The organism is Rhizomicrobium sp. (assembly GCA_037200385.1).
Lineage (GTDB): Bacteria > Pseudomonadota > Alphaproteobacteria > Micropepsales > Micropepsaceae > Rhizomicrobium.
Genome location: JBBCGL010000001.1, coordinates 2,355,083 through 2,376,062, shown reverse-complemented (window position 1 = coordinate 2,376,062; position 20,980 = coordinate 2,355,083). Strand labels below are relative to the sequence as shown.

The 20,980-nt window shown below is 67.0% G+C and carries 22 protein-coding genes and 1 pseudogene; 13 read left to right on the top strand and 10 right to left on the bottom strand.

The annotated features are described in order from the left end of the window. Positions 1-2: 2 nt before the first annotated feature. From WDM91_11450 to WDM91_11440, 3 genes and pseudogenes are all read right to left on the bottom strand, one after another. Positions 3-536, bottom strand: a complete 534-nt coding sequence (locus tag WDM91_11450) for a PadR family transcriptional regulator (GenBank protein MEI9995201.1) — start codon at positions 534-536, stop codon at positions 3-5. A gap of 160 nt (positions 537-696) precedes the next feature. Beyond that, positions 697-1,194 carry a cold shock domain-containing protein gene (locus WDM91_11445; GenBank protein MEI9995200.1) on the bottom strand — a complete coding sequence of 166 codons (498 nt, stop codon included), beginning with the start codon at positions 1,192-1,194 and terminating at the stop codon, positions 697-699. Then, a pseudogene (locus WDM91_11440) lies at positions 1,180-1,425 on the bottom strand (cold shock domain-containing protein). Before WDM91_11440 ends, WDM91_11445 begins: the two are co-directional and overlap by 15 nt. Before the next feature lie 699 nt (positions 1,426-2,124). Between WDM91_11440 and WDM91_11435 the strand changes: the two are divergent. Next, positions 2,125-3,387 carry a DEAD/DEAH box helicase gene (locus WDM91_11435; GenBank protein MEI9995199.1) on the top strand — a complete coding sequence of 421 codons (1,263 nt, stop codon included), beginning with the start codon at positions 2,125-2,127 and terminating at the stop codon, positions 3,385-3,387. On the opposite strand, the gene WDM91_11430 is transcribed toward WDM91_11435, so the two are convergent. Then, positions 3,384-3,698 carry a hypothetical protein gene (locus WDM91_11430; GenBank protein MEI9995198.1) on the bottom strand — a complete coding sequence of 105 codons (315 nt, stop codon included), beginning with the start codon at positions 3,696-3,698 and terminating at the stop codon, positions 3,384-3,386. The two genes, WDM91_11435 and WDM91_11430, sit on opposite strands and share 4 nt — an antisense overlap. Then, a complete protein-coding gene (locus tag WDM91_11425; protein ID MEI9995197.1) occupies positions 3,691-4,311 on the bottom strand; it encodes a hypothetical protein in 621 nt (206 codons plus the stop codon). The genes WDM91_11430 and WDM91_11425 overlap by 8 nt, the downstream gene beginning before the upstream one ends. A gap of 56 nt (positions 4,312-4,367) precedes the next feature. Between WDM91_11425 and WDM91_11420 the strand changes: the two genes are divergently transcribed. The 4 genes from WDM91_11420 (at position 4,368) to WDM91_11405 (ending at position 7,751) form a co-directional block, all read left to right on the top strand. Next, on the top strand, positions 4,368-4,835 hold the full coding sequence (locus WDM91_11420) for a YaiI/YqxD family protein (protein MEI9995196.1): 468 nt from the start codon (positions 4,368-4,370) through the stop codon (positions 4,833-4,835). Between the two features lie 55 nt (positions 4,836-4,890). Further along, positions 4,891-6,093: an acyl-CoA dehydrogenase family protein gene (locus tag WDM91_11415; protein MEI9995195.1), complete on the top strand. Its 1,203-nt coding sequence runs from the start codon at positions 4,891-4,893 to the stop codon at positions 6,091-6,093. 3 nt (positions 6,094-6,096) lie between these two features. Beyond that, entirely contained in the window at positions 6,097-6,786 is a 690-nt protein-coding gene (locus WDM91_11410) for a glutathione S-transferase family protein (GenBank protein MEI9995194.1), read from the top strand. 125 nt (positions 6,787-6,911) lie between these two features. Further along, positions 6,912-7,751 carry a L,D-transpeptidase gene (locus tag WDM91_11405; protein ID MEI9995193.1) on the top strand — a complete coding sequence of 280 codons (840 nt, stop codon included), beginning with the start codon at positions 6,912-6,914 and terminating at the stop codon, positions 7,749-7,751. On the opposite strand, the gene WDM91_11400 is transcribed toward WDM91_11405, so the two are convergent. Further along, positions 7,752-9,347 carry an NAD(P)/FAD-dependent oxidoreductase gene (locus WDM91_11400; GenBank protein MEI9995192.1) on the bottom strand — a complete coding sequence of 532 codons (1,596 nt, stop codon included), beginning with the start codon at positions 9,345-9,347 and terminating at the stop codon, positions 7,752-7,754. Positions 9,348-9,532: 185 nt separating this feature from the next. Here WDM91_11400 and WDM91_11395 point away from each other — a divergent pair, with 185 nt between their 5' ends. Together WDM91_11395 and WDM91_11390 are read left to right on the top strand one after the other, a co-directional pair. Next, complete coding sequence (locus WDM91_11395) at positions 9,533-10,645, top strand: TIGR03862 family flavoprotein (GenBank protein ID MEI9995191.1); 1,113 nt, start codon at positions 9,533-9,535, stop codon at positions 10,643-10,645. After that, complete coding sequence (locus WDM91_11390) at positions 10,642-11,400, top strand: PIG-L family deacetylase (GenBank protein MEI9995190.1); 759 nt, start codon at positions 10,642-10,644, stop codon at positions 11,398-11,400. Before WDM91_11395 ends, WDM91_11390 begins: the two co-directional genes overlap by 4 nt. Positions 11,401-11,480: 80 nt before the next feature. Here WDM91_11390 and WDM91_11385 read toward each other — a convergent pair whose 3' ends face one another. Beyond that, positions 11,481-12,998, bottom strand: coding sequence for an altronate dehydratase family protein (locus tag WDM91_11385; protein MEI9995189.1), 1,518 nt, complete (start codon positions 12,996-12,998; stop codon positions 11,481-11,483). A 45-nt stretch (positions 12,999-13,043) separates the two neighbouring features. After that, positions 13,044-14,507: an NAD-dependent succinate-semialdehyde dehydrogenase gene (locus tag WDM91_11380; protein ID MEI9995188.1), complete on the bottom strand. Its 1,464-nt coding sequence runs from the start codon at positions 14,505-14,507 to the stop codon at positions 13,044-13,046. Positions 14,508-14,619: 112 nt separating this feature from the next. On the opposite strand from WDM91_11380, the gene WDM91_11375 reads away from it, so the two are divergent. The 4 genes from WDM91_11375 to WDM91_11360 all read left to right on the top strand — a co-directional run bounded on the left by WDM91_11375 (position 14,620) and on the right by WDM91_11360 (position 18,053). Then, positions 14,620-15,648, top strand: coding sequence for an aldo/keto reductase (locus WDM91_11375; GenBank protein ID MEI9995187.1), 1,029 nt, complete (start codon positions 14,620-14,622; stop codon positions 15,646-15,648). Between the two features lie 260 nt (positions 15,649-15,908). Further along, positions 15,909-17,129: an acyltransferase family protein gene (locus WDM91_11370; protein MEI9995186.1), complete on the top strand. Its 1,221-nt coding sequence runs from the start codon at positions 15,909-15,911 to the stop codon at positions 17,127-17,129. Beyond that, positions 17,126-17,743 (top strand): hypothetical protein, encoded by a 618-nt coding sequence (locus tag WDM91_11365; protein ID MEI9995185.1) that lies wholly within the window; start codon positions 17,126-17,128, stop codon positions 17,741-17,743. The genes WDM91_11370 and WDM91_11365 overlap by 4 nt, the downstream gene beginning before the upstream one ends. Before the next feature lie 4 nt (positions 17,744-17,747). Further along, on the top strand, positions 17,748-18,053 hold the full coding sequence (locus WDM91_11360; GenBank protein MEI9995184.1) for a transcriptional regulator: 306 nt from the start codon (positions 17,748-17,750) through the stop codon (positions 18,051-18,053). Here WDM91_11360 and WDM91_11355 read toward each other — a convergent pair. Continuing rightward, a complete protein-coding gene (locus WDM91_11355) occupies positions 18,050-19,456 on the bottom strand; it encodes an oligopeptide:H+ symporter (GenBank protein ID MEI9995183.1) in 1,407 nt (468 codons plus the stop codon). The genes WDM91_11360 and WDM91_11355 overlap by 4 nt on opposite strands. Positions 19,457-19,667: 211 nt before the next feature. Beyond that, positions 19,668-19,904: a hypothetical protein gene (locus WDM91_11350; protein ID MEI9995182.1), complete on the bottom strand. Its 237-nt coding sequence runs from the start codon at positions 19,902-19,904 to the stop codon at positions 19,668-19,670. 162 nt (positions 19,905-20,066) lie between these two features. On the opposite strand from WDM91_11350, the gene WDM91_11345 reads away from it, so the two are divergent. Together WDM91_11345 and WDM91_11340 are read left to right on the top strand one after the other, a co-directional pair. Beyond that, positions 20,067-20,432, top strand: a complete 366-nt coding sequence (locus WDM91_11345; GenBank protein ID MEI9995181.1) for a metalloregulator ArsR/SmtB family transcription factor — start codon at positions 20,067-20,069, stop codon at positions 20,430-20,432. 10 nt (positions 20,433-20,442) lie between these two features. Then, the gene (locus WDM91_11340; GenBank protein ID MEI9995180.1) at positions 20,443-20,937 is read left to right on the top strand and encodes an SRPBCC family protein; all 495 of its coding nucleotides are present in this window, start codon (positions 20,443-20,445) and stop codon (positions 20,935-20,937) included. Positions 20,938-20,980 lie beyond the last annotated feature (43 nt).

Below are 20,980 nucleotides of genomic sequence, written 5' to 3'. Positions count from 1 at the left end.
AGCTATTCGGCCGCTTGGGCCAGTTGTTCTTTTTCGATCTCCGCCCGATGGCCGCGGAGGAATTCCAGGATCGCCTCATAGACCGTGCGTCCATAGCCGGCGACGAAGCGCTCGCCGCTCGACTGGGATGCGCAATCATGGGCTTTCAGATGCGCGAGCTTCTGCTCGATTTGCGCGATATAGCCGTCCAGCATGCCCGTCACGCGGCTCGCCGGCAGCATGTCGGCGAACAGCATGGCGAACACGAAGGGCGAGCGGTGACGGTCTTCCGGCAGCGGCTTGAGCAGTGAAGCGATGAAGGCCGAGCGCCCGGCCGGTGTGATGGAATAGACCTTGCGGTCCGGTCGCTTCTCCTGCGCTTCGGAGCGGACGGAGACATAGCCTTCATCGGTCAGACGGTTCAGCGCGGGATAGATCGATCCGAAGCTGGCTTCGACGAAATGCTCGTAGCCGTCGTCCTCGAACAACTTCTTGATTTCATAGCCTGTGGCGTCGCACCGGGTCAGAATCCCCAAGCAGATCGTGCGGACATCCATGGCCCCAAGCCCCTCGATCTATATAGGTCCGATATAGATCGACGCTATATATGTTCGCGGGTGCGCAATTCAAGCAGGCGCTGTCAATTTACCATGCGATACCGCGTTGCGCGGGCCGCAAGGCTCGCCAACTAGTAGAAGCGCAAAAGAAAACAGGCGCTTAGATGACCTCGACGCGGTCGACTTCGACACCCTTTTGGCCCTGGCGGGTGGAATAGCGAATACGCTGTTCCGGTTCCAGGACCTGCACGCCGGAGCGCCGGAGCGCGCTGGCATGGATGTAGACGTCGCCGCTGCCGCTGTCCGGCATCACAAAGCCGAAGCCCTTCTGGTCGTTGAAGAACTTGACCTTGCCTTCGACCATGGGACCCGAAGGCCCGGCATCGCGCTCGCGGCCACCGCCGAAGCGTCCACCGCCACCGCCGCCGCCACCGAACCGGTCGCCGCCACCGAAGCGATCCCCGCCGCCGAAACGGTCTCCGCCACCGAACCGGTCGCCACCACCGAAGCGATCGCCGCCACCGAACTGGTCGCCGCCGCCGAAGCGTCCGCCACCGCCGCGCCGGCCACCGCCGCTGTCCCCGAAGTCGCGACGGGGACCGCGCGGTCCGCCACCGCCACCGCCCGAGTCAGCGGTGCTGAGATCGACGCTGTGCACCGCAACGACCTGAAGGCCGCGCGGAGAATCCTGCAGGTCGCAGACGATCGTCGCTCCCTGGGGGACCTCCGCATGGCCTGCTGCCTGCAGCGCCGATGCGTGACAGAAGGCGTCGCCGCCATTCTCTAGAGTGATGAAGCCGTAGCCTTTGGTTCCATTGAACCACTTGACTGTGCCTTTGACCGATGCCTGCGCAAGACCGCCGCGCGAGCCGTTATCGTAGTTCGCCATGATGCCGCCGAATGCCATGCCCTGCCGGATCGCCCAGTAACCACGTCCGCTCGTCCGGCGACGGACGGTCGTGTTCCGCCCATCATGCGCAAAACTACGGTGAATCCGCAACAGGGTGCCGCCAACATGCTGCGGCATGAATGGATAATGTCGTTCGGAAGGCCCGTCTGCGTGGCCGCCTTGCGCCGATCCGCGAGGCCGGATCGTTCCTTCCTGATCATCTGATGAATACTTGGAAGTCCCGGGGATTATTGCGCTTTTGGCTATTTGAAGACGTCGAGCAGGATCACGTCGACGCGTCCCGTTCATCTTGCGCGACCCAAGGCGCCGCTTCGGGAAGAAGGTCGGCCCGGCGTCGGCGCAGAGCGCCTTGCTGGCCTCCGCCAGGACGGGGAGGGCATAAGGATCGTAGCAGCCCCAGACAATCTGCACCGGCGTCGTGATGCTGCCCGGCACAATCGGCGCGAAGCGATGGTCCGAAAGATCGAGCAAGTTCCGTCCTCCGGTGCCGTGACTTGACATTGAGACTCGCACCGACGATATAGCCGCCATCGCTTGACGGTCGCACGCGGCGTGCATGGCACGCTCTCACCGCAAGCCTCAGTAAATCTCCCGTTCGCTCCAGATGTGCGTGGAAGGCGGCAACAAGCCGTTATCAGCGCGTGCATCCCGCACGTTCATGCGGTTAAGGAACATTGTTTGAACACGACTTTCGAATCCCTCGGCCTTTCCGAGCCGCTCCTGCGCGCCCTGAACGAGGAGAACTACACCCATCCGACCCCGATCCAGACCCGCGCGATCCCCGCGCTGCTGGCCGGCCGCGACCTGCTCGGCATTGCCCAGACCGGCACCGGCAAGACCGCCGCGTTCGGCTTGCCGCTGCTCCAGCGCCTGAGCGAGAATCGCACCCGGCCCGAGCCGAAAGGCACCCGCGCCCTGATCCTCGCACCGACCCGCGAGCTCGCGGTCCAGATCGACCAGAGCCTGAAGACCTATGGCCGCCATCTGGGCCTGCGCCAGGCCGTGATCCTGGGCGGCGTCAGCCAGAACGCCCAGGTCAATGCCATGCGGGGCGGCGTCGACATCCTCGTCGCCACGCCGGGCCGCCTGCTCGACCTCGTCAAGCAGAACCACATCCGTCTCGACCGCGCTCAGGTCCTCATCGTCGACGAGGCCGACCGGATGCTCGACATGGGCTTCATCAAGGATGTCCGCCGCATCGTCGGGATGCTGCCCAAGGACCGCCAGTCGATGCTGTTCTCCGCCACCATGCCGGGCGAAGTCGTCCAGCTGATCGGCGATATGCTGCGCCAGCCCGAGCGCGTCGAAGTCTCGCCGCCGACCGTCACCGCCGATCGCATCGAACAGCGCGTGATCCATATCGCCCAGAAGGACAAGCGCACGCTGCTCAGCCATCTGCTGCGCGACGACGCCTTCAAGCGCGTCATCGTCTTCACGCGGACCAAGCACATCGCCAACCGGGTCAGCGAGCATCTGGAGAAACAGGGCTTCGCGACCGATGCCATCCACGGCAACAAGTCGCAGAACGCCCGCCAGCGCGCGCTCGACGGCTTCAAGTCCGGGCAGGTGCGCGTCCTCGTCGCCACCGACATCGCGGCCCGCGGCGTCGATGTCGACAACATCACGCATGTCATCAATTTCGAGCTGCCCAACGAGCCTGAAAGCTATGTCCACCGCATCGGCCGCACCGCGCGCGCCGGCTCGGAGGGCATCGCGATCTCGTTCTGCGATCCGGCCGAGCGCAGCCAGCTGCGCGACATCGAGCGGCTGGTGAAGCGCCAGCTTCCGGTCGTCGAGCACGGCCTGGCGCCCGACGCACTGGCCGCCGCCGGGAGCGTCAACGAGATGCCGCGTTCCTTCGGCCACAAGAAGCCGCCGGAGAACAGCTACAAGCGCCCCAAGCGCCGCTTCCAGCCGCGCGGCAGCCGCCGGGCCGCTTAGGGCCGGAGGTCCACCGAATAGGGCACGGGTATGTCCGGCGACCAGTCGCGCCGGACATACCCGTCTGCCGCCATGCAGGCCGTATAGGCACGATTATAGATTTCGTGCCGCGCGGTCTGAGGCTCGGTGATCCCCGGCAATTGATAGTCGCGCCGATTGTCCGCCTTCACGGTGCAGTCGGCGTTGTCGAGCACGAACCGCGATTGCGGGACATTGCCCGGCTCGAACGCGTCCGAGGTGAGGTCGCCGCGCGACTCGCAGCCGGCGAGCGACAGCATGCAGAGCGCCGCAACCCAAATCGGCTTAGGCATTGTGCACCGCCTTGGCCATGTCGTCGAAGGAGAAACGCGCGATCGGTTCGAGCTCCTTGACCACGCCCTTGAGCAGTGCGGCATTCTCCAGCACGTATTCGCACGCTCCCTTGCGACTCTCGGCGAGCGCGGCGATCCGTTTCTCGAGCCTGTCGCGTTCGGTGGCGGTGAGGCTTTCCGATTCGAGCTGCGTCTCGATCCCCGCAATCGTGTTCGTGGTATCGAAGATGCCGTCGACCGACATGTTGAGGCGCAGGATGAGCGTATGGATCCGCGCCCGCAGGTCGGCATGGCTGAGGTCGTAGAGTGTCTCGCGGTTGCGGTTGTAGATCTCGATCTCGCCGATCGCCGAGCGGAACAGGCGCAGCGTGATCGGCCCAAAGGGATCGCCGATCTTCGTCGCGTTCTCGGCGTAGCCGAGCAGGATGTTGAGCGTCGACATCACTTCGCCGAAGAACAGCGCCGCATTGCGCTCGCGCCGGCGCTTCTCGAGATACCATTCGAGCTGCGTCGCCACGAAGCCGCCCAGCGTCGCCAGGACGGCGCCGAGGAACACCGCCCACAGCGTCGAGAAATTCGAGATGAAGTCCATGTCTTCCGGGGCCAGCGCCACGCTATTCTCCCTGTCGCCGCTCCCTTATAGAAGCAGCGCGGCGGTGAGACAAAATCGTGCTTGAGATCTATGTCGACGGCGACGCCTGCCCGGTGAAGGCGGAGGTCGAGCGGGTGGCCGAGCGGCACGCCCTGCCGGTCGTCATCGTCAGCAATGGCGGTCTGCGGCCCAGCCGCAACCCGCTGGTGCAGCACGTCACCGTCGCGGCGGGGGCCGACGCCGCCGACGACTGGATCGTCGAGAATGCCGGCGAGGGTGATGTCGTGATCACGGCGGACATCCCGCTGGCGTCGCGCGCGCTGGGCAAGGGCGCACGCGTGCTGGGACCGACCGGCAAGCCCTTCACCGAGGCGAGCATCGGCGTGGCGCTCGGCATGCGCGACCTGCACCGCCATCTGCGCGAAGCGACGCCCGGCGGCCAGACCTTCAACGCCGGCTTCACCAAGCAGGACCGTTCGCGATTCCTCGGCGCGCTCGAAAATGAAGTGCAGGCAATCAAGCGAAAATTTCCGCGCTCCACTTGAGGAAGGCTTGCATTGCGGCTTGATCGCCGCGTGAGCCCGGAACACGCTGGTATCCATGAATCTCGATCTTTCCACTGAGGAAATCTGCTTTCGCGACGAAGTGCGCGCGTTTCTCGATGCCGCGCTGACGCCTGAGCTGTGCGAGGCCGGCCGCCGCGCGACCTCGGTCTTCATGGACAAGCGCTACAGCCTCGCCTGGCAGAAGATCCTGCACGCCAAGGGCTGGGCGGCGCCGAGCTGGCCCCGCCAATTCGGCGGCACCGGCTGGAGCGACATGCAGCGCCATATCTTCGCTGCCGAATGCGCGCGTGCGGGCGCGCCGGCCCTGGCGCCGATGGGGCTTCGCATGGTCGGACCCTGCATCATGCGCTACGGCACCGAGACGCAAAAAGCCCACTATCTGCCGCGCATCCTGTCCGGCGAGGACTATTGGTGCCAGGGCTATTCCGAGCCGGGCTCGGGCTCCGACCTCGCTTCGCTGCAGCTGAAGGCGGTGAGCGACGGCGATGACTACGTCCTCAACGGCTCGAAGATCTGGACGACGCATGCCCATTGGGCGAACCGCATGTTCTGCCTCGTGCGCACCAGGTCGGACGGCAAGGCGCAGGCGGGCATCACCTTCCTGCTGCTCGACATGGCGGCGCCGGGCATCACGGTGAAGCCGATCATCACCCTGGCCGGCGAGCATGAGGTGAACCAGGTCTTCTTCGACGACGTCCGCGTGCCGAAATCCGGCCGGCTCGGGGAAGAGAATGACGGCTGGACGGTCGCGAAATATCTCCTGGAGTTCGAGCGCGGCGGCGGTTCGGGCGCCGGCCTGAAGATCGCGCTCGGCCGCATCCGCGACCTGGCGGCGATCGAGATCGGCGACGACGGCACACGGCTGATCGACGACGAATCCTTCGCCGCGCGCCTGGCCGCCGCCGCCATCGCAGTGGAAGCCATCGCGATGACCGAGCATCGCGTGATGAGCGCGCTCAGCGCCGGCAAGAATCCCGGTCCGGCCTCCTCGATGCTCAAGATGCAGGGCACCGAGGCGATGCAGCGCCTCGACGCGCTCGCGGTCGAAGCGGTCGGCGTCTACGCCGCCGTGGACCAGCCCGAGGCGCGTCTTCCGGGCTCGAACACCGTGCCCGTCGGACCGCCGGAGGGCCTGCTGGCGATGGCGCGCTATCTCAACAACCGGGCCGCTTCGATCTATGGCGGGTCGAACGAGATCCAGCGTGATATCGTCGCCCGTCTCGTGCTGGGGTTGTGAGCGATGAAACTGCATCAGACCTATCTCTCGCCCTTCCCGACCCGGGTGCGGCTGGTGCTCTACGCCAAGGGCCTCGACATCCCCTTCGTCGAGCCGTCCGGCATCCATGACGGCAGCGGCAAGGGCGGGTATCTCGAGATCAATCCACTCGGCCGCGTACCGACGCTGGAACTGGACGACGGCCGCACGCTGCCGGAGTCCGAGGTCATCTGCGAATATCTCGAGGACGCCTATCCGGCGCCGACGCTGCGGCCGGCCGATCCCTGGGCGCGAGCCCAGGTCCGCCTGATCGCGCGGCTCTGCGATTTCTATCTGGTGATGGCGATGGTGCCGCTGTTCACCGCTGCCGGCCTGCCGCGCAAGAGATGGGATCTCGCAAAGATCGACCATGCGCTGGCCGAGGTGAAAAAGTCGCTGGACTATATCGAGCACTACGTCGGCGGCGACGGCTATGCGGTGGGCAATTCCCTGACCCAGGCCGATGGCGCGCTGGCGCCGCAGCTCCTGCTGGCCTTTGAATGGGCGCCGAAGCTGTTCGGCCGCCCGAGCCCGGAAAGCGCATTGCCGAAGCTCTCGGCCTATTGGAAAGCGATCCCGCACGATCCCATCGCCGGCCGGGTGATCCGCGAGACCTATGACGCGATCGCCGCGGCGCAGGGCCGGGTGCCGAAGGACAAGCAGATCCAGTCGTGAGGACGCTCGGCGGGATCTTCGAGGGGATCCAGCAGAACGCGCATCGGGACTCGACCGGTTTATCCTGTTAGGCTTGGCCAAAGAGCGGTGGGGATCGCATGTTGCGTTTGAGGGAACTGGCCGGCGTGGCTGCGATTGGCATCGCCGCGATGGGTGTTATCGCTGCAGCGCCGTTTTTTTCCGCCGTCCGTGTGACCTTTCGCCCCGACATCGCGGTCCACGCGGTGCGGATCGCTTCGAATGCGGCGCTCGGCTTCGCCATGGACGGTACCCAGCCGGCCGCACCCCAGAAGCAGCCGCAGCCCGTCGTCGTCCCCGATCCCGCGACGGCGCAGCAGGCCGATGCGGCAGACCGGTTGCGCGCCAAGATCCCGGCCGGTCTCTATCCCTATTTCGACGTCTATCTCTATGTCAGCAAGGCGGCCTCCGGCGCACTGGCGCAGCACATGTATATCTTCCACAAGGACGCGGCGAACGGCCTGGCCTTCGAGCAGAGCTTTCCCGTCTCCACTGGGCGCGAGCGGCATGAGAAGTACTTCACTGCCACGCCGGCCGGCCTGTTCGAACTCGATCCCGACCGCTTCGAGCGCATCCACTATTCCCACACCTGGCACGGCGCGGCGATGCCCTATGCGATGTTTCTCGATGCGGTGATCCGCGGCCGCCAGACCGGCGTCGCATTGCATTCGGCGACGACCCACACCGCCGAGCTCGGCAGCCGCGCTTCGGGGGGCTGCGTGCGCCTGCCGCCCGAGAAGGCGGCGGAGCTGTTCGAGCGCTTCCAGGCGAGCGAGCATGGCATGGTGCCGGTCTTTGCCTACGACGCCGCGCAACGCCGCACCGACGGCGACGGACGCCTGCTGCGCGACGCCGCCGGCCGGCCGGTCCTGGTGCCGGGCTATCGTGTGCTGTTGTTCATCGAGGACTATGACGGCGGTCCGGCATTGGTCGCAGTGGTCGCCTGATCAGCCGGCGATGCTCTTCGCCACGGCCTCGGCCACTTTGATGCCGTCGACGCCTGCCGAGAGGATGCCGCCGGCGAAGCCCGCGCCTTCTCCGGCCGGATAGAGGCCCTTGGTGTTGAGGCTCCGGAAATCGGCGTCGCGTCGGACGCGGATCGGCGACGAGGTGCGGGTCTCCACGCCGGTCAGCACCGCGTCCTCCATCGCAAAGCCCGGGATCTGCCGCCCGAACGCCGGCAACGCCTCGCGGATCGCCGCGACGGCATAGTCCGGCAGGCAATCGGAGAGATCGGTCCACTGCACACCGGGGCGATAGGACGGTGTCACTGTGCCCATGGCGGTCGACGCGCGCCCCGCGAGGAAATCGCCGACGCGCTGCGCCGGTGCGTTGTAGGTGCTGCCCCCGGCCTCGAACGCCTTGCTCTCCCAGCGGCGCTGCAGGTCGACGCCCGCCAGCACGTGCTCGGGGTAGTCCGCCGGCGTGATGCCCACGACGATTCCGGAATTGGCGTTGCGCTCGTTGCGTGAATACTGGCTCATCCCGTTGGTCGCGACGCGGCCTTCCTCGCTGGTCGCCGCCACCACCGTGCCGCCGGGGCACATGCAGAAGCTGTAGACCGAGCGGCCATTGGCGGCGTGATGCACCAGGCGGTATTCGGCGGCTCCCAGTTCCTTGATCGAGCGGCCATAGCGCGCCTTGTCGATCAGCGATTGCGGATGCTCGATGCGAAATCCGATGGAGAACGGCTTGGCCTCGAGGTCGACGCTCCGCGCGACCAGCATCGCGAACACGTCGCGGGCGCTGTGCCCGACGGCGAGCACGACGTGATCGGTCTCGATGCTCGAACCGTCCGCCAGCACCACGCCGCGCACCTGCCGGTCCGCATCGATGTCGAGATCGGTGACGCGGTGGCGGAAGCGGTATTCGCCGCCGAGGCTCTCGATGGTCGCGCGCAGCGACTCCACCATCGTCACCAGCCGGAAGGTGCCGATATGGGGATGCGCCTCGGTGAGGATCTCCTCGGGCGCGCCGGCCTTGACGAACTCGGTCAGCACCTTGCGGCCCAGATGGCGCGGGTCCTTGATCTGGCTGTAGAGCTTGCCGTCGGAGAAGGTGCCGGCGCCGCCCTCCCCGAACTGGACGTTGGACTCCGGATCGAGCACCGAGCGCCGCCACAGGCCCCAGGTGTCCTTGGTGCGCTCGCGCACCGCCTTGCCGCGCTCCAGCACGATGGGACGGAAGCCCGATTGCGCCAGGATCAGCGCCGCGAACAGCCCGCAAGGGCCTGCGCCGATCACGACGGGACGCTTGAACGGCGCCGCCGGCGCGTGCGCGACGAATTTGTAGGCGAGGTCGGGCGTCGGCACGACGTGCGGATCGCGCGCCAGGCGCTTGAGGACGGCCGTTTCGTCGGCGACCTCCACATCGACGGTATAGGCGTAGAGGATCGCCGATTTCTTGCGCGCATCGACGCCGCGCTTGAACACGGTGAAGCTTTTCAGGTCCTTTGCCGGTACGCGAAGCTTGGCGAGGATCGCGGCTTTGAGCGCGTCCGGCCCATGGTCGAGCGGCAGCTTGATTTCGGACAGGCGGAGCATGGCGGAGCTTTAGACCATTCGACGAGCAGGTTGAAGGCTAGTGCGTGCTTCGAGGCTCCGCTGCGCGGAGCACCTCAGCATGACGAGAATGCACAGACGTCATCCTGAGGTGCGAGCGCAGCGAGCCTCGAAGGATGGCGGGTGCCGGGCTTGCGTCGCGGATCGCGCCCATCGATATAGACCCCATGAAAACCGCCGCCATCATCGGAGCCGGCCCCGCGGGCCTGATGGCCGCCGAGGTGCTGAGCGCCGGCGGCATGGCCGTGACGGTCCATGATCGCATGCCGTCGCCGGGCCGCAAGTTCCTGATGGCGGGGCGGGGTGGGCTCAATTTGACCCATTCGGAGGACTTCGAGATATTCCTGACGCGCTATGGCACCGCCGCGGTGAAGCTGCGCCCGATGCTGGAAGCGTTTCCGCCCGCTGCCCTGATCGCCTGGGCGAATGGCCTGGGGCAGGAAACCTTTGTGGGCTCCAGCGGGCGGGTCTTTCCCAAGGCGATGAAGGCTTCGCCGCTGCTGCGCGCCTGGCTGAAGCGCCTGGAAGAGCAGGGCGTGCGGTTTCGCATGCGGCATGAATGGGCCGGCTTCGGCGACGGCAGCGCGGACGTCACCGTGCTGGCGATGGGCGGGGCGAGCTGGCCGCGGCTTGGCTCCGATGGGGCATGGGTTTCGCATATGGACGTTCCGGTGGCGCCGTTGCGCCCGGCCAATGGTGGATTCGACGTGGCGTGGACGCCGTATTTCCGCGAGCGTTTCGCCGGCCAGCCGCTCAAGAATATCGCGCTGCGCTTTGGCGGCCGTTCGGTGCGTGGCGAGGCGATGGTGACCTCTTACGGACTCGAAGGCGGCGCGATCTATGCGCTGTCGTCGGCGTTGCGCGAGGGATTGCCGGCGCGGATCGAGATCGATCTTCGGCCGGATCAAAGCGAAGACCAGATCGCCGCCCGGCTGGCGCGGCCGCGCGGCAGAGCGAGCCTCTCGACCTTCCTGCGCAAGGCGGTGAACCTCTCGCCGCTGGAGATCGCGCTGCTGCGCGCGGGCGGCCCAGGCGCGCGGATCAAGGCGGTGCCGCTGACGCTGACCGCCGCGCAGCCGCTGGCGCGCGCGATCTCGACGGCGGGCGGCGTGACGTTCGATGCGGTGGATGATGGTCTGATGCTGAAGGCGCATCCGGGGATCCATGTCGTGGGCGAAATGCTGGACTGGGAGGCGCCGACCGGCGGCTATCTGCTGCAAGCGTGTTTCTCCACCGGCGCGTTTGCGGCGCGGGCCATCCTGGATAGGATCGGCGCATGACGCATATCCTCGCCTTCCATGCCCATCCGGACGACATCGAGACGCTGGGCGCCGGTACGCTGGCTTTGCTGGCGGCGAACGGCCATCGCATCACCCTCGCCACCATGACCGCGGGCGATTGCGGCTCGACGGAATATTCGCTGGAAGAGACCGCGCGCATCCGCCAGGCGGAAGCCGCGGAATCCGCAAAGATGATCGGCGCCGAGTATCGCTGCGCCGGGGTGCCCGACTTGGCGGTGTTCAACGACGACGCGACGCGGCGGCGCACGACGGAGCTGATCCGCAGCGTGCAGCCGCAGATCGTGATCACCGCCTCGCCCGCCGACTATCACCCCGACCACGAAGCGACCAGCGTGCTGGTGCGCGATGCCTGCTTCGCCTCCACCGTCGTGAACTACAAGACCGGCCCGTCCGAGGCGCTGGTCCACATCCCGCACCTCTACTTCATGGACCCGATCGAGGGCCGTGACCGCGACGGCCATACGGTCGCCGCCGATTTCGCGGTGGACGTCACGGCGCACCGGGCGGTCAAGCGCGCCATGCTCGAATGCCATGCCAGCCAGCACCGCTGGGTGAGCAAGCAGCATGGGGTGAGCGACTTCACCCAGGCGATGGAGCGATTCATGGCCAAGCGCGGCAAGGCGTTTGGCGTGGAGTATGCGGAAGGCTTTCGGCAATATACGGGTACGCCTTATCCGAGATCGGGTGCCTTGCAGGAGCTGGTCGGCGCGGCGGTGTTGCAAGCGCGTTCATAACGACAACAGCCGTCATGGCCGGGACAAGCCCGGCCATGACGACATTTTTGAAGTGGCGCTTCGACAACGAGCGCAAGCGCTCACATCACCGCGCCGATCTGCCAGGGCACGAATTCGACGCCGCCATAGCCGAGGGCTTCGCTCTTGCTCTGCCGGCCCGAGGCGACGGCGAGCAGGTTGTCGAGGATCTCGCCGCCCTTCTGTTCGATGCTCGCCGCGCCGCTCGCGATCGTGCCGCAATCGATGTCGATGTCGTCCTTCATCTTCTCGTAGATCGCGCTGTTCGAGGCGAGCTTGATCGAGGGCGAGGGCTTGCAGCCATAGGCCGAACCGCGGCCGGTGGTGAAGGCGATCATCGTCGCGCCGGACGCCACCTGGCCGGTCGCGCTGCAGGGATCGAAGCCCGGCGAGTCCATGAACACCAGGCCGCGGGTGCGCAGCGGCTCGGCATAGCCGATCACGTCGGTGAGCGGCGAGGTCCCCGACTTCGCCACCGCGCCCAGCGATTTCTCGAGGATCGTGGTCAGCCCGCCGGCCTTGTTGCCGGGCGAGGGATTGTTGTTCATCTCCGCGCCGTGGATGCGGGTGTAGTGCTCCCACCACGCCATCCGCGCGTCCAGCCGCGCCGACACCTCCGGCGACACGGCGCGGGCGTGCAGCAGGTGCTCGGCGCCATAGATCTCCGGCGTCTCCGACAGGATCACGGTGCCGCCCAGCGCCACCAGCCGGTCCGAGGCGTTGCCCAGCGCCGGGTTCGAGGTCACGCCCGACCAGGCATCGGAGCCGCCGCATTGCAGGCCCAGCACCAGTTCGCTGGCCGGGATCGCCGTCCGTTCCTGCCGGTTGAGCTCCGGCAGGATCGCCCGCAGCCGCTCCAGACCTTCCTCGATGGCGCGCTTCGTACCGCCGACATCCTGGATCGTGTAGGCGTGGAAATCGCGGCCGTCGCCGAAATGCTGTTCCTTCAGGCGGTCGATCTGCAGCACTTCGCAGCCCAATCCGACCAGCATGATCGCGCCGAAATTCGGATTGGCGGCCGTGCCCCACAAGGTGCGGCGCAGGATGTCATAGGCTTCGCCGCTGCCCGCCATGCCGCAGCCGCTCGTATGGGTGATCGGCACGATGCCGTCGACGTTCGGGAACGCGTCGAGCAATCCGCTGCGCTCCGCCGCCTCCGCGATGTGGCGCGCCACCGTGGCCGAGCAGTTCACGCTGGTCAGCACCCCGACATAATTGCGCACGCCGGCGCGGCCGTCCTTGCGGCGATAGCCCTGGAACGTCCGGGCCGGCTCGGTGCGCGCCCAGGCATTGCCCTGCGGTGCGGCGGCGCTGCGTTCCTCCGACATCGCGATGTTGTGGACATGGACATGCGCGCCGGGCGCGATGTCCGCCGTCGCGACGCCGATCACCTGGCCGTATTTGCGCACCAGCGTGCCGGCCGCGATCGCATGCGTCGCGATCTTGTGGCCCATCGGAATCGAGTCGATCGCGACGACATCTTCGCGCGCGACCCGGTCGCCCTTGGCGATGCGGGCCGGCGCGACGACGACATTGTCGTCCGGATGCAGCCGGACCGCTTCGGCCTCGCGCGCACTCATACGGAACCATCCTCGAAAAGGCGACACACCATGACGGCCGCCCGACTAGGCGCCAAGTCCGCCCAGCAGCATGTACTTGATCTCGAGATAGTCTTCGATCCCGTATTTGCTGCCTTCGCGGCCGGTGCCGGACTGCTTCATGCCGCCGAACGGCGCGACCTCGGTCGAGATGATGCCCTCGTTGATCCCGATGATGCCGTATTCCAGCGCCTCGGCAACGCGCATCACCCGGCCCACGTCGCGGGCATAGAAATAGGCCGCCAGGCCGAATTCGGTGTCGTTGGCGATCCGGATCGCCTCGGCTTCGTCGTGGAAGCGGAACAGCGTGGCGACGGGTCCGAAAATCTCCTCGCGCGCGATATCCATGTCGGGCCGGGCGCCGGTGACGATGGTCGGCTCGAAGAAGGTGCCGCCCAGCGCATGGCGATGGCCGCCCTGGATCACCGTCGCGCCCTTCGCCGTGGCCTGGCCGAGCAGGCGCTCGACCTTCTCGATCGCCTCCAGGTTGATCAGCGGTCCCTGCATCACGCCGTCGTCGAAGCCGTTTCCGACCTTCAGCGCCGCGACGCGCGCCTTCAGCTTGGCCGCGAACGCGTCATGCACTTTGTCTTGCACAAGGATGCGATTGGCGCAGACGCAGGTCTGCCCCATGTTGCGGTATTTGGAGACCATCGCGCCGTCGACCGCGGCGTCCAGATCGGCGTCGTCGAACACGATGAACGGCGCATTGCCGCCGAGCTCCAGCGATACCTTCTTGATGGTCGAGGCGCATTGCGCCATCAGCAGCTTGCCGATCTCGGTCGAGCCGGTGAAGGAGAATTTGCGGACCAGCGGGCTGGTGGTCAGCTCCTTGCCGACCTCCGGCGCCTGGTCGGAGGTGAGCACGTTGAATACCCCCTTCGGAATGCCGGCGCGGTGCGCCAGCTCCGCCAGCGCGAGCGCCGAGAGCGGCGTCTCGGCCGGCGGCTTGATGATGAAGGTGCAGCCCGCGGCCAGCGCCGGCGCGGCCTTGCGCGTGATCATCGCATTGGGGAAGTTCCACGGCGTCACCGCCGCGACCACGCCGACCGGCTCCTTGGTCACGATGATGCGCTTGCCGGGGGCGAAGGTCGGGATCGTGTCGCCATAGACGCGCTTGCCCTCTTCCGCGAACCATTCGATGAAGGATGCGCCATAGGCGACCTCGCCGCGGGTCTCGGCCAGCGGCTTGCCCTGTTCGGCGGTCATCAGCCGGGCCAGGTCTTCCTGGTTGGCCAGGATCAGTTCGAACCATTTGCGCATCAGCCCGGCGCGTTCCTTTGCCGTCTTGTTGCGCCAGGCAGGCCAGGCCGCGTTCGCCGCTTCGATCGCCTTGCGCGCGTCGGCGGCGTCGCAATCTGCAACTTGTGCGAGGATGTCCCCGGTCGCCTTGTCGGTCACCGCGAAGCGCTTGCCGGAGGCGGCGCCGGTCCAGCCGCCGTCCAGATAGGACTCGCTGCGCAACAGGGTTTCGTCTTTCAGCTTCAACATGGCGATGCTCTCCGGCGGGGCGTCCGTAGATAGGGCTGTCGGGCGACGATATCCAGACGGTTTATCGCCGCCGCATGGCTGCCCTGCGCTTGCAGTTCCTTTGCGCATCGGCATGCTCCCGGCGATGTTTTCCGCCGCCGCCGCCCGCAATTTCGTCACCCGCCGCGGCAAGATGCTGCCGTTCACCACGCTCGGCTTCGGCGCGGCGACCTTCGGCAATCTTGGCCGCGTCTTCTCCGAGGCGGAGTGCGACGCCACGGTGGGGCGCGCCTGGGATGCAGGCCTGCGCTACTACGACACCGCGCCGCTCTACGGGCTCGGCCTGTCGGAGACGCGGGTCGGGCGCAATCTCGCGCGCCATCGCCGTGACGACTACCTGCTGTCGACCAAGGTCGGCCGCCTGCTGGAGCCCGGCGAGCCCAACGGCGGCATCTATGTCGGCACGCCGCGGCTTCGCTACATCTACGACTACTCCCATGACGGCGTGCTGCGGTCCTTCGAGGCGAGCCTGAAGCGGCTCGGCCTCGACCGCGTCGATATCCTGTTCGTCCACGACGTCGACGGTCCCAGCCATGGCGGTCGCGAAGGCTCCGAAGCGCGGATCCGCGAATTGATGGACGGCGGCGGCTGGCGCGCGCTCGACGATCTGCGCGCCGGCGGCGCGGTCGCCGCCATCGGCCTCGGCGTCAACGAATGGCAGCCCTGCGCCCGCATGCTCGAACTGGCCGATCCCGATCTCTTCCTGCTCGCCGGCCGCTATACGCTGCTGGAGCAGGCGCCGCTCGACACGCTGTTCCCGCAATGCGCCCGGGCCGGCGCCGGCATCGTGCTCGGCGGGCCGTACAATTCCGGCGTGCTCGCCGGCAAGGCGACCTTCGACTATGCCGCGATCCCGACCGAGGTCGCCGCGCGCGTGCGGCGGCTCGCGGCCGTTTGCGACGCGCATGGCGTCGAGTTGCGGGCCGCGGCGCTGCAATTCGTTGCCGCGCACCCGCTGGTGGCGAGCGTCATCCCGGGCGCCGCGAGCGCCGACGAAGTCGATGGTAATGCAGCCTTGCTGGCGCGCGCGATACCGGCCGCGCTTTGGCGTGAGATGAAGGCGGAAGGCCTGATCCGTTCGGACGCGCCGGTGACGGCATGATGCGCCGATAGCGAGAATCGACGCTTAGATTTATATCTAAAGTTGTGGCGATATGGACGAAATGGGATTTGGACCGACTCGGTTCAAGGGGCGGTCGACATATATTTTCGCGCGGAAATCCTCGGTTTCCGACCGCCAAGTATAGGAAAAAGAAATTTTCGAAGCCCGTCCGCTACCTATATCGCTATTAGACTAGTTTACAAATAAAACTTGTTGGCGTACTGAGCGGTTGCTCTCACGGCACCGCGAAGGAGATCGCCATGACCGACACCAGCCCCGAACGCCTGCATGCCCTCGATGCCGCGCGCGGCTTCGCGCTGCTGCTCGGCATCGTCTTCCACGCGACGCTGTCGTTCCTGCCGACGCCGCCGGGCGCCAGTCTGTGGATGGTGATGGACAATCAGCGCAGCCTGACGCTGGCTGCGACCTTCCACGTCCTGCACATCTTCCGCATGACGGCGTTCTTCCTGATCGCCGGCTTCTTCGCGCATATGAGCTTCCACAGGAAAGGCGCGCGGCGCTTCGTGCTCGACCGGCTGAAGCGCATCGGCATTCCTCTGCTGGTCGGCTGGCCGATCCTGTTCGCGGCGATCATCGCGGTGTCGATCTGGGGCGCGCGCGTCATGTCCCATGGCGGACCGCTGCCGAAGCCGCCCGCCTATCCGGGCTTCCCCGCCTTTCCGCTGACCCATCTGTGGTTCCTCTATGTGCTGCTGCTGCTCTATGCGGCGACGCTGCTGCTGCGCGGCCTGGTCGTGCCGGTCGACCGGCGCGGCGTTCTGCGCGCTGCGGCCGACCGTGTCCTGCGCACGCTGGTCGACAACCCGTTGGGCTTCGTCGTGCTCGCGGCGCCGACCGCGGCGGTGCTGTTTCTCACGCCGCCCTGGCTGATGTGGTTCGGCATCATGACGCCGGACTCGTCGCTGCTGCCCAATGCCGGCGCGGCGGTCGCGTTCTTCACCGCCTTCGCGTTCGGCTGGCTGCTGCACCGCCAGACGGGATTGCTGGAGGTGTGGCGCCGCCGCTGGCCGCTGAACCTCGCGCTGGCGCTCGGCTTCACCGTGATGCAGTTCGCCATCACCGGCATCGCGCCGCAACTTCATCCGGCGCCGCAGGACGCGACGACCGCGCTCTACGCCGCCGCCTTCGCCGCTTCCGCCTGGACCTGGACCTTCGCCTTCATCGGCCTCGCCATGCGGTTCTGGTCGGGCTACAGCGCCGCGCGCCGCTATATCGCCGATGCCTCCTACTGGCTCTATCTCGTCCATGTCCCACTGGTCATGGCGCTGCAGGTGGCGGTGGCGCAGCTCTCCTGGCCCTGGTGGGTCAAGTTCGCGGCGATCCTGGGCGTGACCTTCCCGCTGCTGTTCGCGAGCTACCATGTCCTGGTGCGCTACAGCGTCATCGGCGCCATTCTCAACGGACGGCGCGAATCGCCGCGCAGGCGCGCGGCCCGTCTCGCCCTGGAGCCTGTGCAATGAACAGCGATGCCCAATCCGCCCGCGACGATCTCGCCTTCCTGCGCGCCGTGGTCGGCGACGACGAGGCGCGGCAAGTGCGCAGCTTCGGCGAGGCCTATTTCGCCGCCGGCCTGATCTATGGCGGCCAGATGCTGCTGCACGCGGGACAGGCGCTGGGCTGGATCTCCGGCGCGCCGCCCTATGCGATCGCCATCGGGCTGGGTCCTACGGTCCTCTTCGCGCCGGTGCTGACCTGGATCATCCTGCGCAGCCGCAAGGATGCGGTGCACGGCACGGCCGGACGGGCCATCGCTTCGGTCTTCGCCGTGGTCGGGATCGCCAACCTGGCGCTCGTCGCGGTGATCGGCGCGGTCGCCTGGCGCGAGGGCAGCGCCACGACCTGGCTGATCTATCCGTGCAGCGTGTTCGTGCTGCAAGGCGCGGCCTGGCTCTTCGCCCATATGATGCGCAAGCGGGGCTGGTACCTGGCGGTCGCGGCCGGCTGGTTCGCCTGCGCCGTCGCCATGGCGCTCACCGTCACGCAGATGGGCTGGTTCATCCTGTTCGCCGGTGCCGGCCTGTGGCTCTGCATGGCGCTGCCGGGCTGGCTCATGCTGCGCCAGTCGCGGCGCTGACGCGATGAGCGCCTTCGACATCGGCCGCATCGACGATGTCATCCACGGCCGGCTGCGGCTGGGGATCATGGCCTATCTCGCCAATGCCGAGGTCGCCGATTTCACCGAGCTCAAATCGGCGCTGCAGGCGACCCAGGGCAATCTCTCGATCCATCTGCGCAAGCTCGAGGACGCGGGCTATATCGCGATCGAGAAGAGCTTCCTGGCGCGCAAGCCGCTGACCCGGGCGCGGATCACCCCGGCGGGACGCGCCGCCTTCGCGGGCTATCTCAAGGCGATGGCCAAGCTGATCGAGGGCGAGGCGGATTAGGCCGTCTCCGGCGCGGCATAGGCCGGCGCGAGCAGGCGGCCGAACACGAGCCGCACCAGCAGCAGGATCGCGCCCGCGGCGAGCATCAGCCCGACATGCAGCAGCCAGAACGACGTCGCCGGCATCTTCTCCAGAAGGCCGCCGAGCCAGCCGACCAGGAGATTGCCGAAGAACAGGTGCAGGTAATAGAGGCCGATCACCGCGCCGACGAGGTGCCGGGGCGCGGCACGCGAATAGAGCGCCAGGCCGACGGGAAAGACGTTGGCGAAGCCGAAATCGTTCACGATCTCGAACGCCACCGCCCAGCCGAGTCCCGCTTTCTGCCTGCTCGCCGCGATCAGCGCCGAGGCGGCCACCAGCAGCAGCGGCGCCGCCGCGCCGATCGCCACGCCGATGGTCATCTTGCTGATCTCCTCCGGCTCGCGCCAATGCCGGCCCCACCAGCGCCAGAAATAGGCCGAGCTCGCGATCGTTCCGGCACTGATGATCGAGCCGTAGGCGAGCAGGTCGGTGATCGGCATCGTCATGCCGAAGAAGCCGAGCTGGTAGTTCGCCTCGCCCCAGACGAGATAGGCGTTGAAGATCTCGCCGTTGCCGACCTGCCCCACCGCCAGCACCGGCAGCAGCGCGACGAGCACGGCGAGCGCGGCCCATTCGCGCCGCGTCACGGTGTGCACCGGCTTGGGCGCGGCGCCGGCGGTGCGCCGCGTCCGCTCCTCCTCGGGCAGCGTCGGGCGGCCGGCGAGATAGATGACGAGGCCGATGAGCATCCCGACGCCCGCGGCGCCGAAGCCCCAATGCCAGTCGTACCACACGGCCAGCCGGCCGCAGACGAGCGGCGCGAAGATCACCGCGAGCTGGACCGCGAAGAGATATATCTGGAACGCGTCGGCGCGGCGCGGATCGTCCTGGCGGTAGAGGTCGCCGACCTGCGAGGCGATGTTGCCCTTGAAGCAGCCGACGCCGAGCAGCAGGCAGAGCAGGGCCAGCAGGAAGCTCGCATCGAACGCCATGAGGAAATGGCCGAGCGCCATCAGGCCGGCGCCCAGCGCCACCGCGCGGGTCCGCCCCGTCACCTGGTCGGCGAGCAGCCCGCCCGCGATGGGCGTGAGATAGACGAGGCCGGCATAGAGGCCGTAGACCTGCGAGGCGAGGGCCTGGGGTGACAGCTTGCCGGTGACGCTCTCGATCAGGTGACGGAACGGCACGAAGCCCCAGATGTGCTCGACATGGCCGGGCTGGAGCAGGCTGTGGGTCATGTAGAGCACCAGCAGCGTGGTCATGCCGTAATAGGAGAAGCGCTCCCAGAACTCCGCCGCCGCGAGCCAGCCGAGTCCGGCGGGATGCCCGAGAAACGCGGTATCGCGGCGCGCCGCGCGGGCGTCGAGCGTGGTGTCGGTCATCTGGCGAATGCCCCTGGGATGCGCCGGCCGGCGGCGGCGGTTGTGACGATGCGGCGGAGCCTAAAGCACGTTGGGATGGAATTGCATCCGCCCAAACCGATCATTGGCCCGCGTCATGCGGACGACCCAGTAATTCTCGCCGAAACGAACTGTCCGGGCGTGGTGCCCGTCCGTCGACGCCGAGTTCGGATCCCGCGGCGGGAGGCGCGGCTCACGTCTTCTTGGGCGGTTCTGCCACGGCGGCCTTCTTGAGCGCCCAGCCGAAAAAGAGCGCCAGCAACGTGGCGATGCTCACCCCGAGGGCGACATCGGGCCATATCGTTTCGGGCTCGTTGCGCGTGGCGTACAGCAGGAAGGCGCTCACGAAGATGCCGGGCCCGCCGATGTAGTCGAGAAAAACACCGAATTTGTACATGGTGCCGCGTCCCTTCCATTCGCGCCCAAGCATGCGGAAGCCGCGGCAACGAGTCCAGAAGGCTCGTCACGGGTCGGCGAGCCGCCGATCCGACGAGGCCGCGCCGTCTCGATACGCACGAAGGCGGCCGCGAGGCGAGCCGCGCGCTCGGCCTTCCTTGCCTGCCGCCGATCCATATGTCACATACTGAACCGAATGGTTCAGTATAGCCGGGCCCGCTTCGATGCCTCGTTCGCCGCGCTCTCGGACGCCACCCGGCGCGGCGTTCTGGAGCGGCTCGGGCGTGCCGACGCTTCGATCTCGGATCTTGCCGAGACGTTCCACATGACCCTCACGGGGATGAAGAAGCATGTCGGCATCTTGGAGCAGGCGGGGCTCGTCGCCACGCGGAAGGTCGGTCGCGTGCGGACCTGCACGCTCGGCCTGCGCCGGCTGGAGGAAGAAGCGGCATGGATCGAGGGGTACCGCCGGCTCTGGGACGCACGCTTCGACGCGCTGGACGAGGTTGTCGAGGAACTGAAACGGAAGGAGAAGGTCGATGGACGCAAAAAGAGAGAATGAGCCCGCCCCCATGAAGAACCGCACGACGGTGGAACGGACGTCCGGGCGTGAGCTGGTCGTTACGCGAACCTTCAACGCCCCGGCGCGGATCGTGTTCGAGGCGTGGACCAAGCCCGAGCTGCTCAAGCGGTGGTGGGCGCCGAAGTCGATTGGGATATCCTTCATTTCCTGCGAGGCCGATGTTCGTACGGGGGGCACCTACCGTTTCGTGTTCGGCCATCCTGCCTCGGAGCAGCCCGTGGCGTTCTTCGGCAAGTATATCGAAGTGACGCCGCCCTCCCGCCTCGTATGGACGAATGACGAAGGTGGCGAGGGTGGACCCGTCACCACGGTGACCTTTGAAGAACGCGGTGCCGAGACCCTGGTGGTCATGCACGACCGCTATCCCTCGAAGGAAGCTCTCGACGAGGCCATCGCCTCCGAGAGTGTGGGTGAGTTTGGCGAGGCGTTCGAGCAACTGGACGAGCTTCTCGTCACCTTGGGCGCGAGCGTGGGGCGGTCATGACGCGAGCTCGAAGTCTCGGCGTCGTCGGCTTTTCTTCCATCGC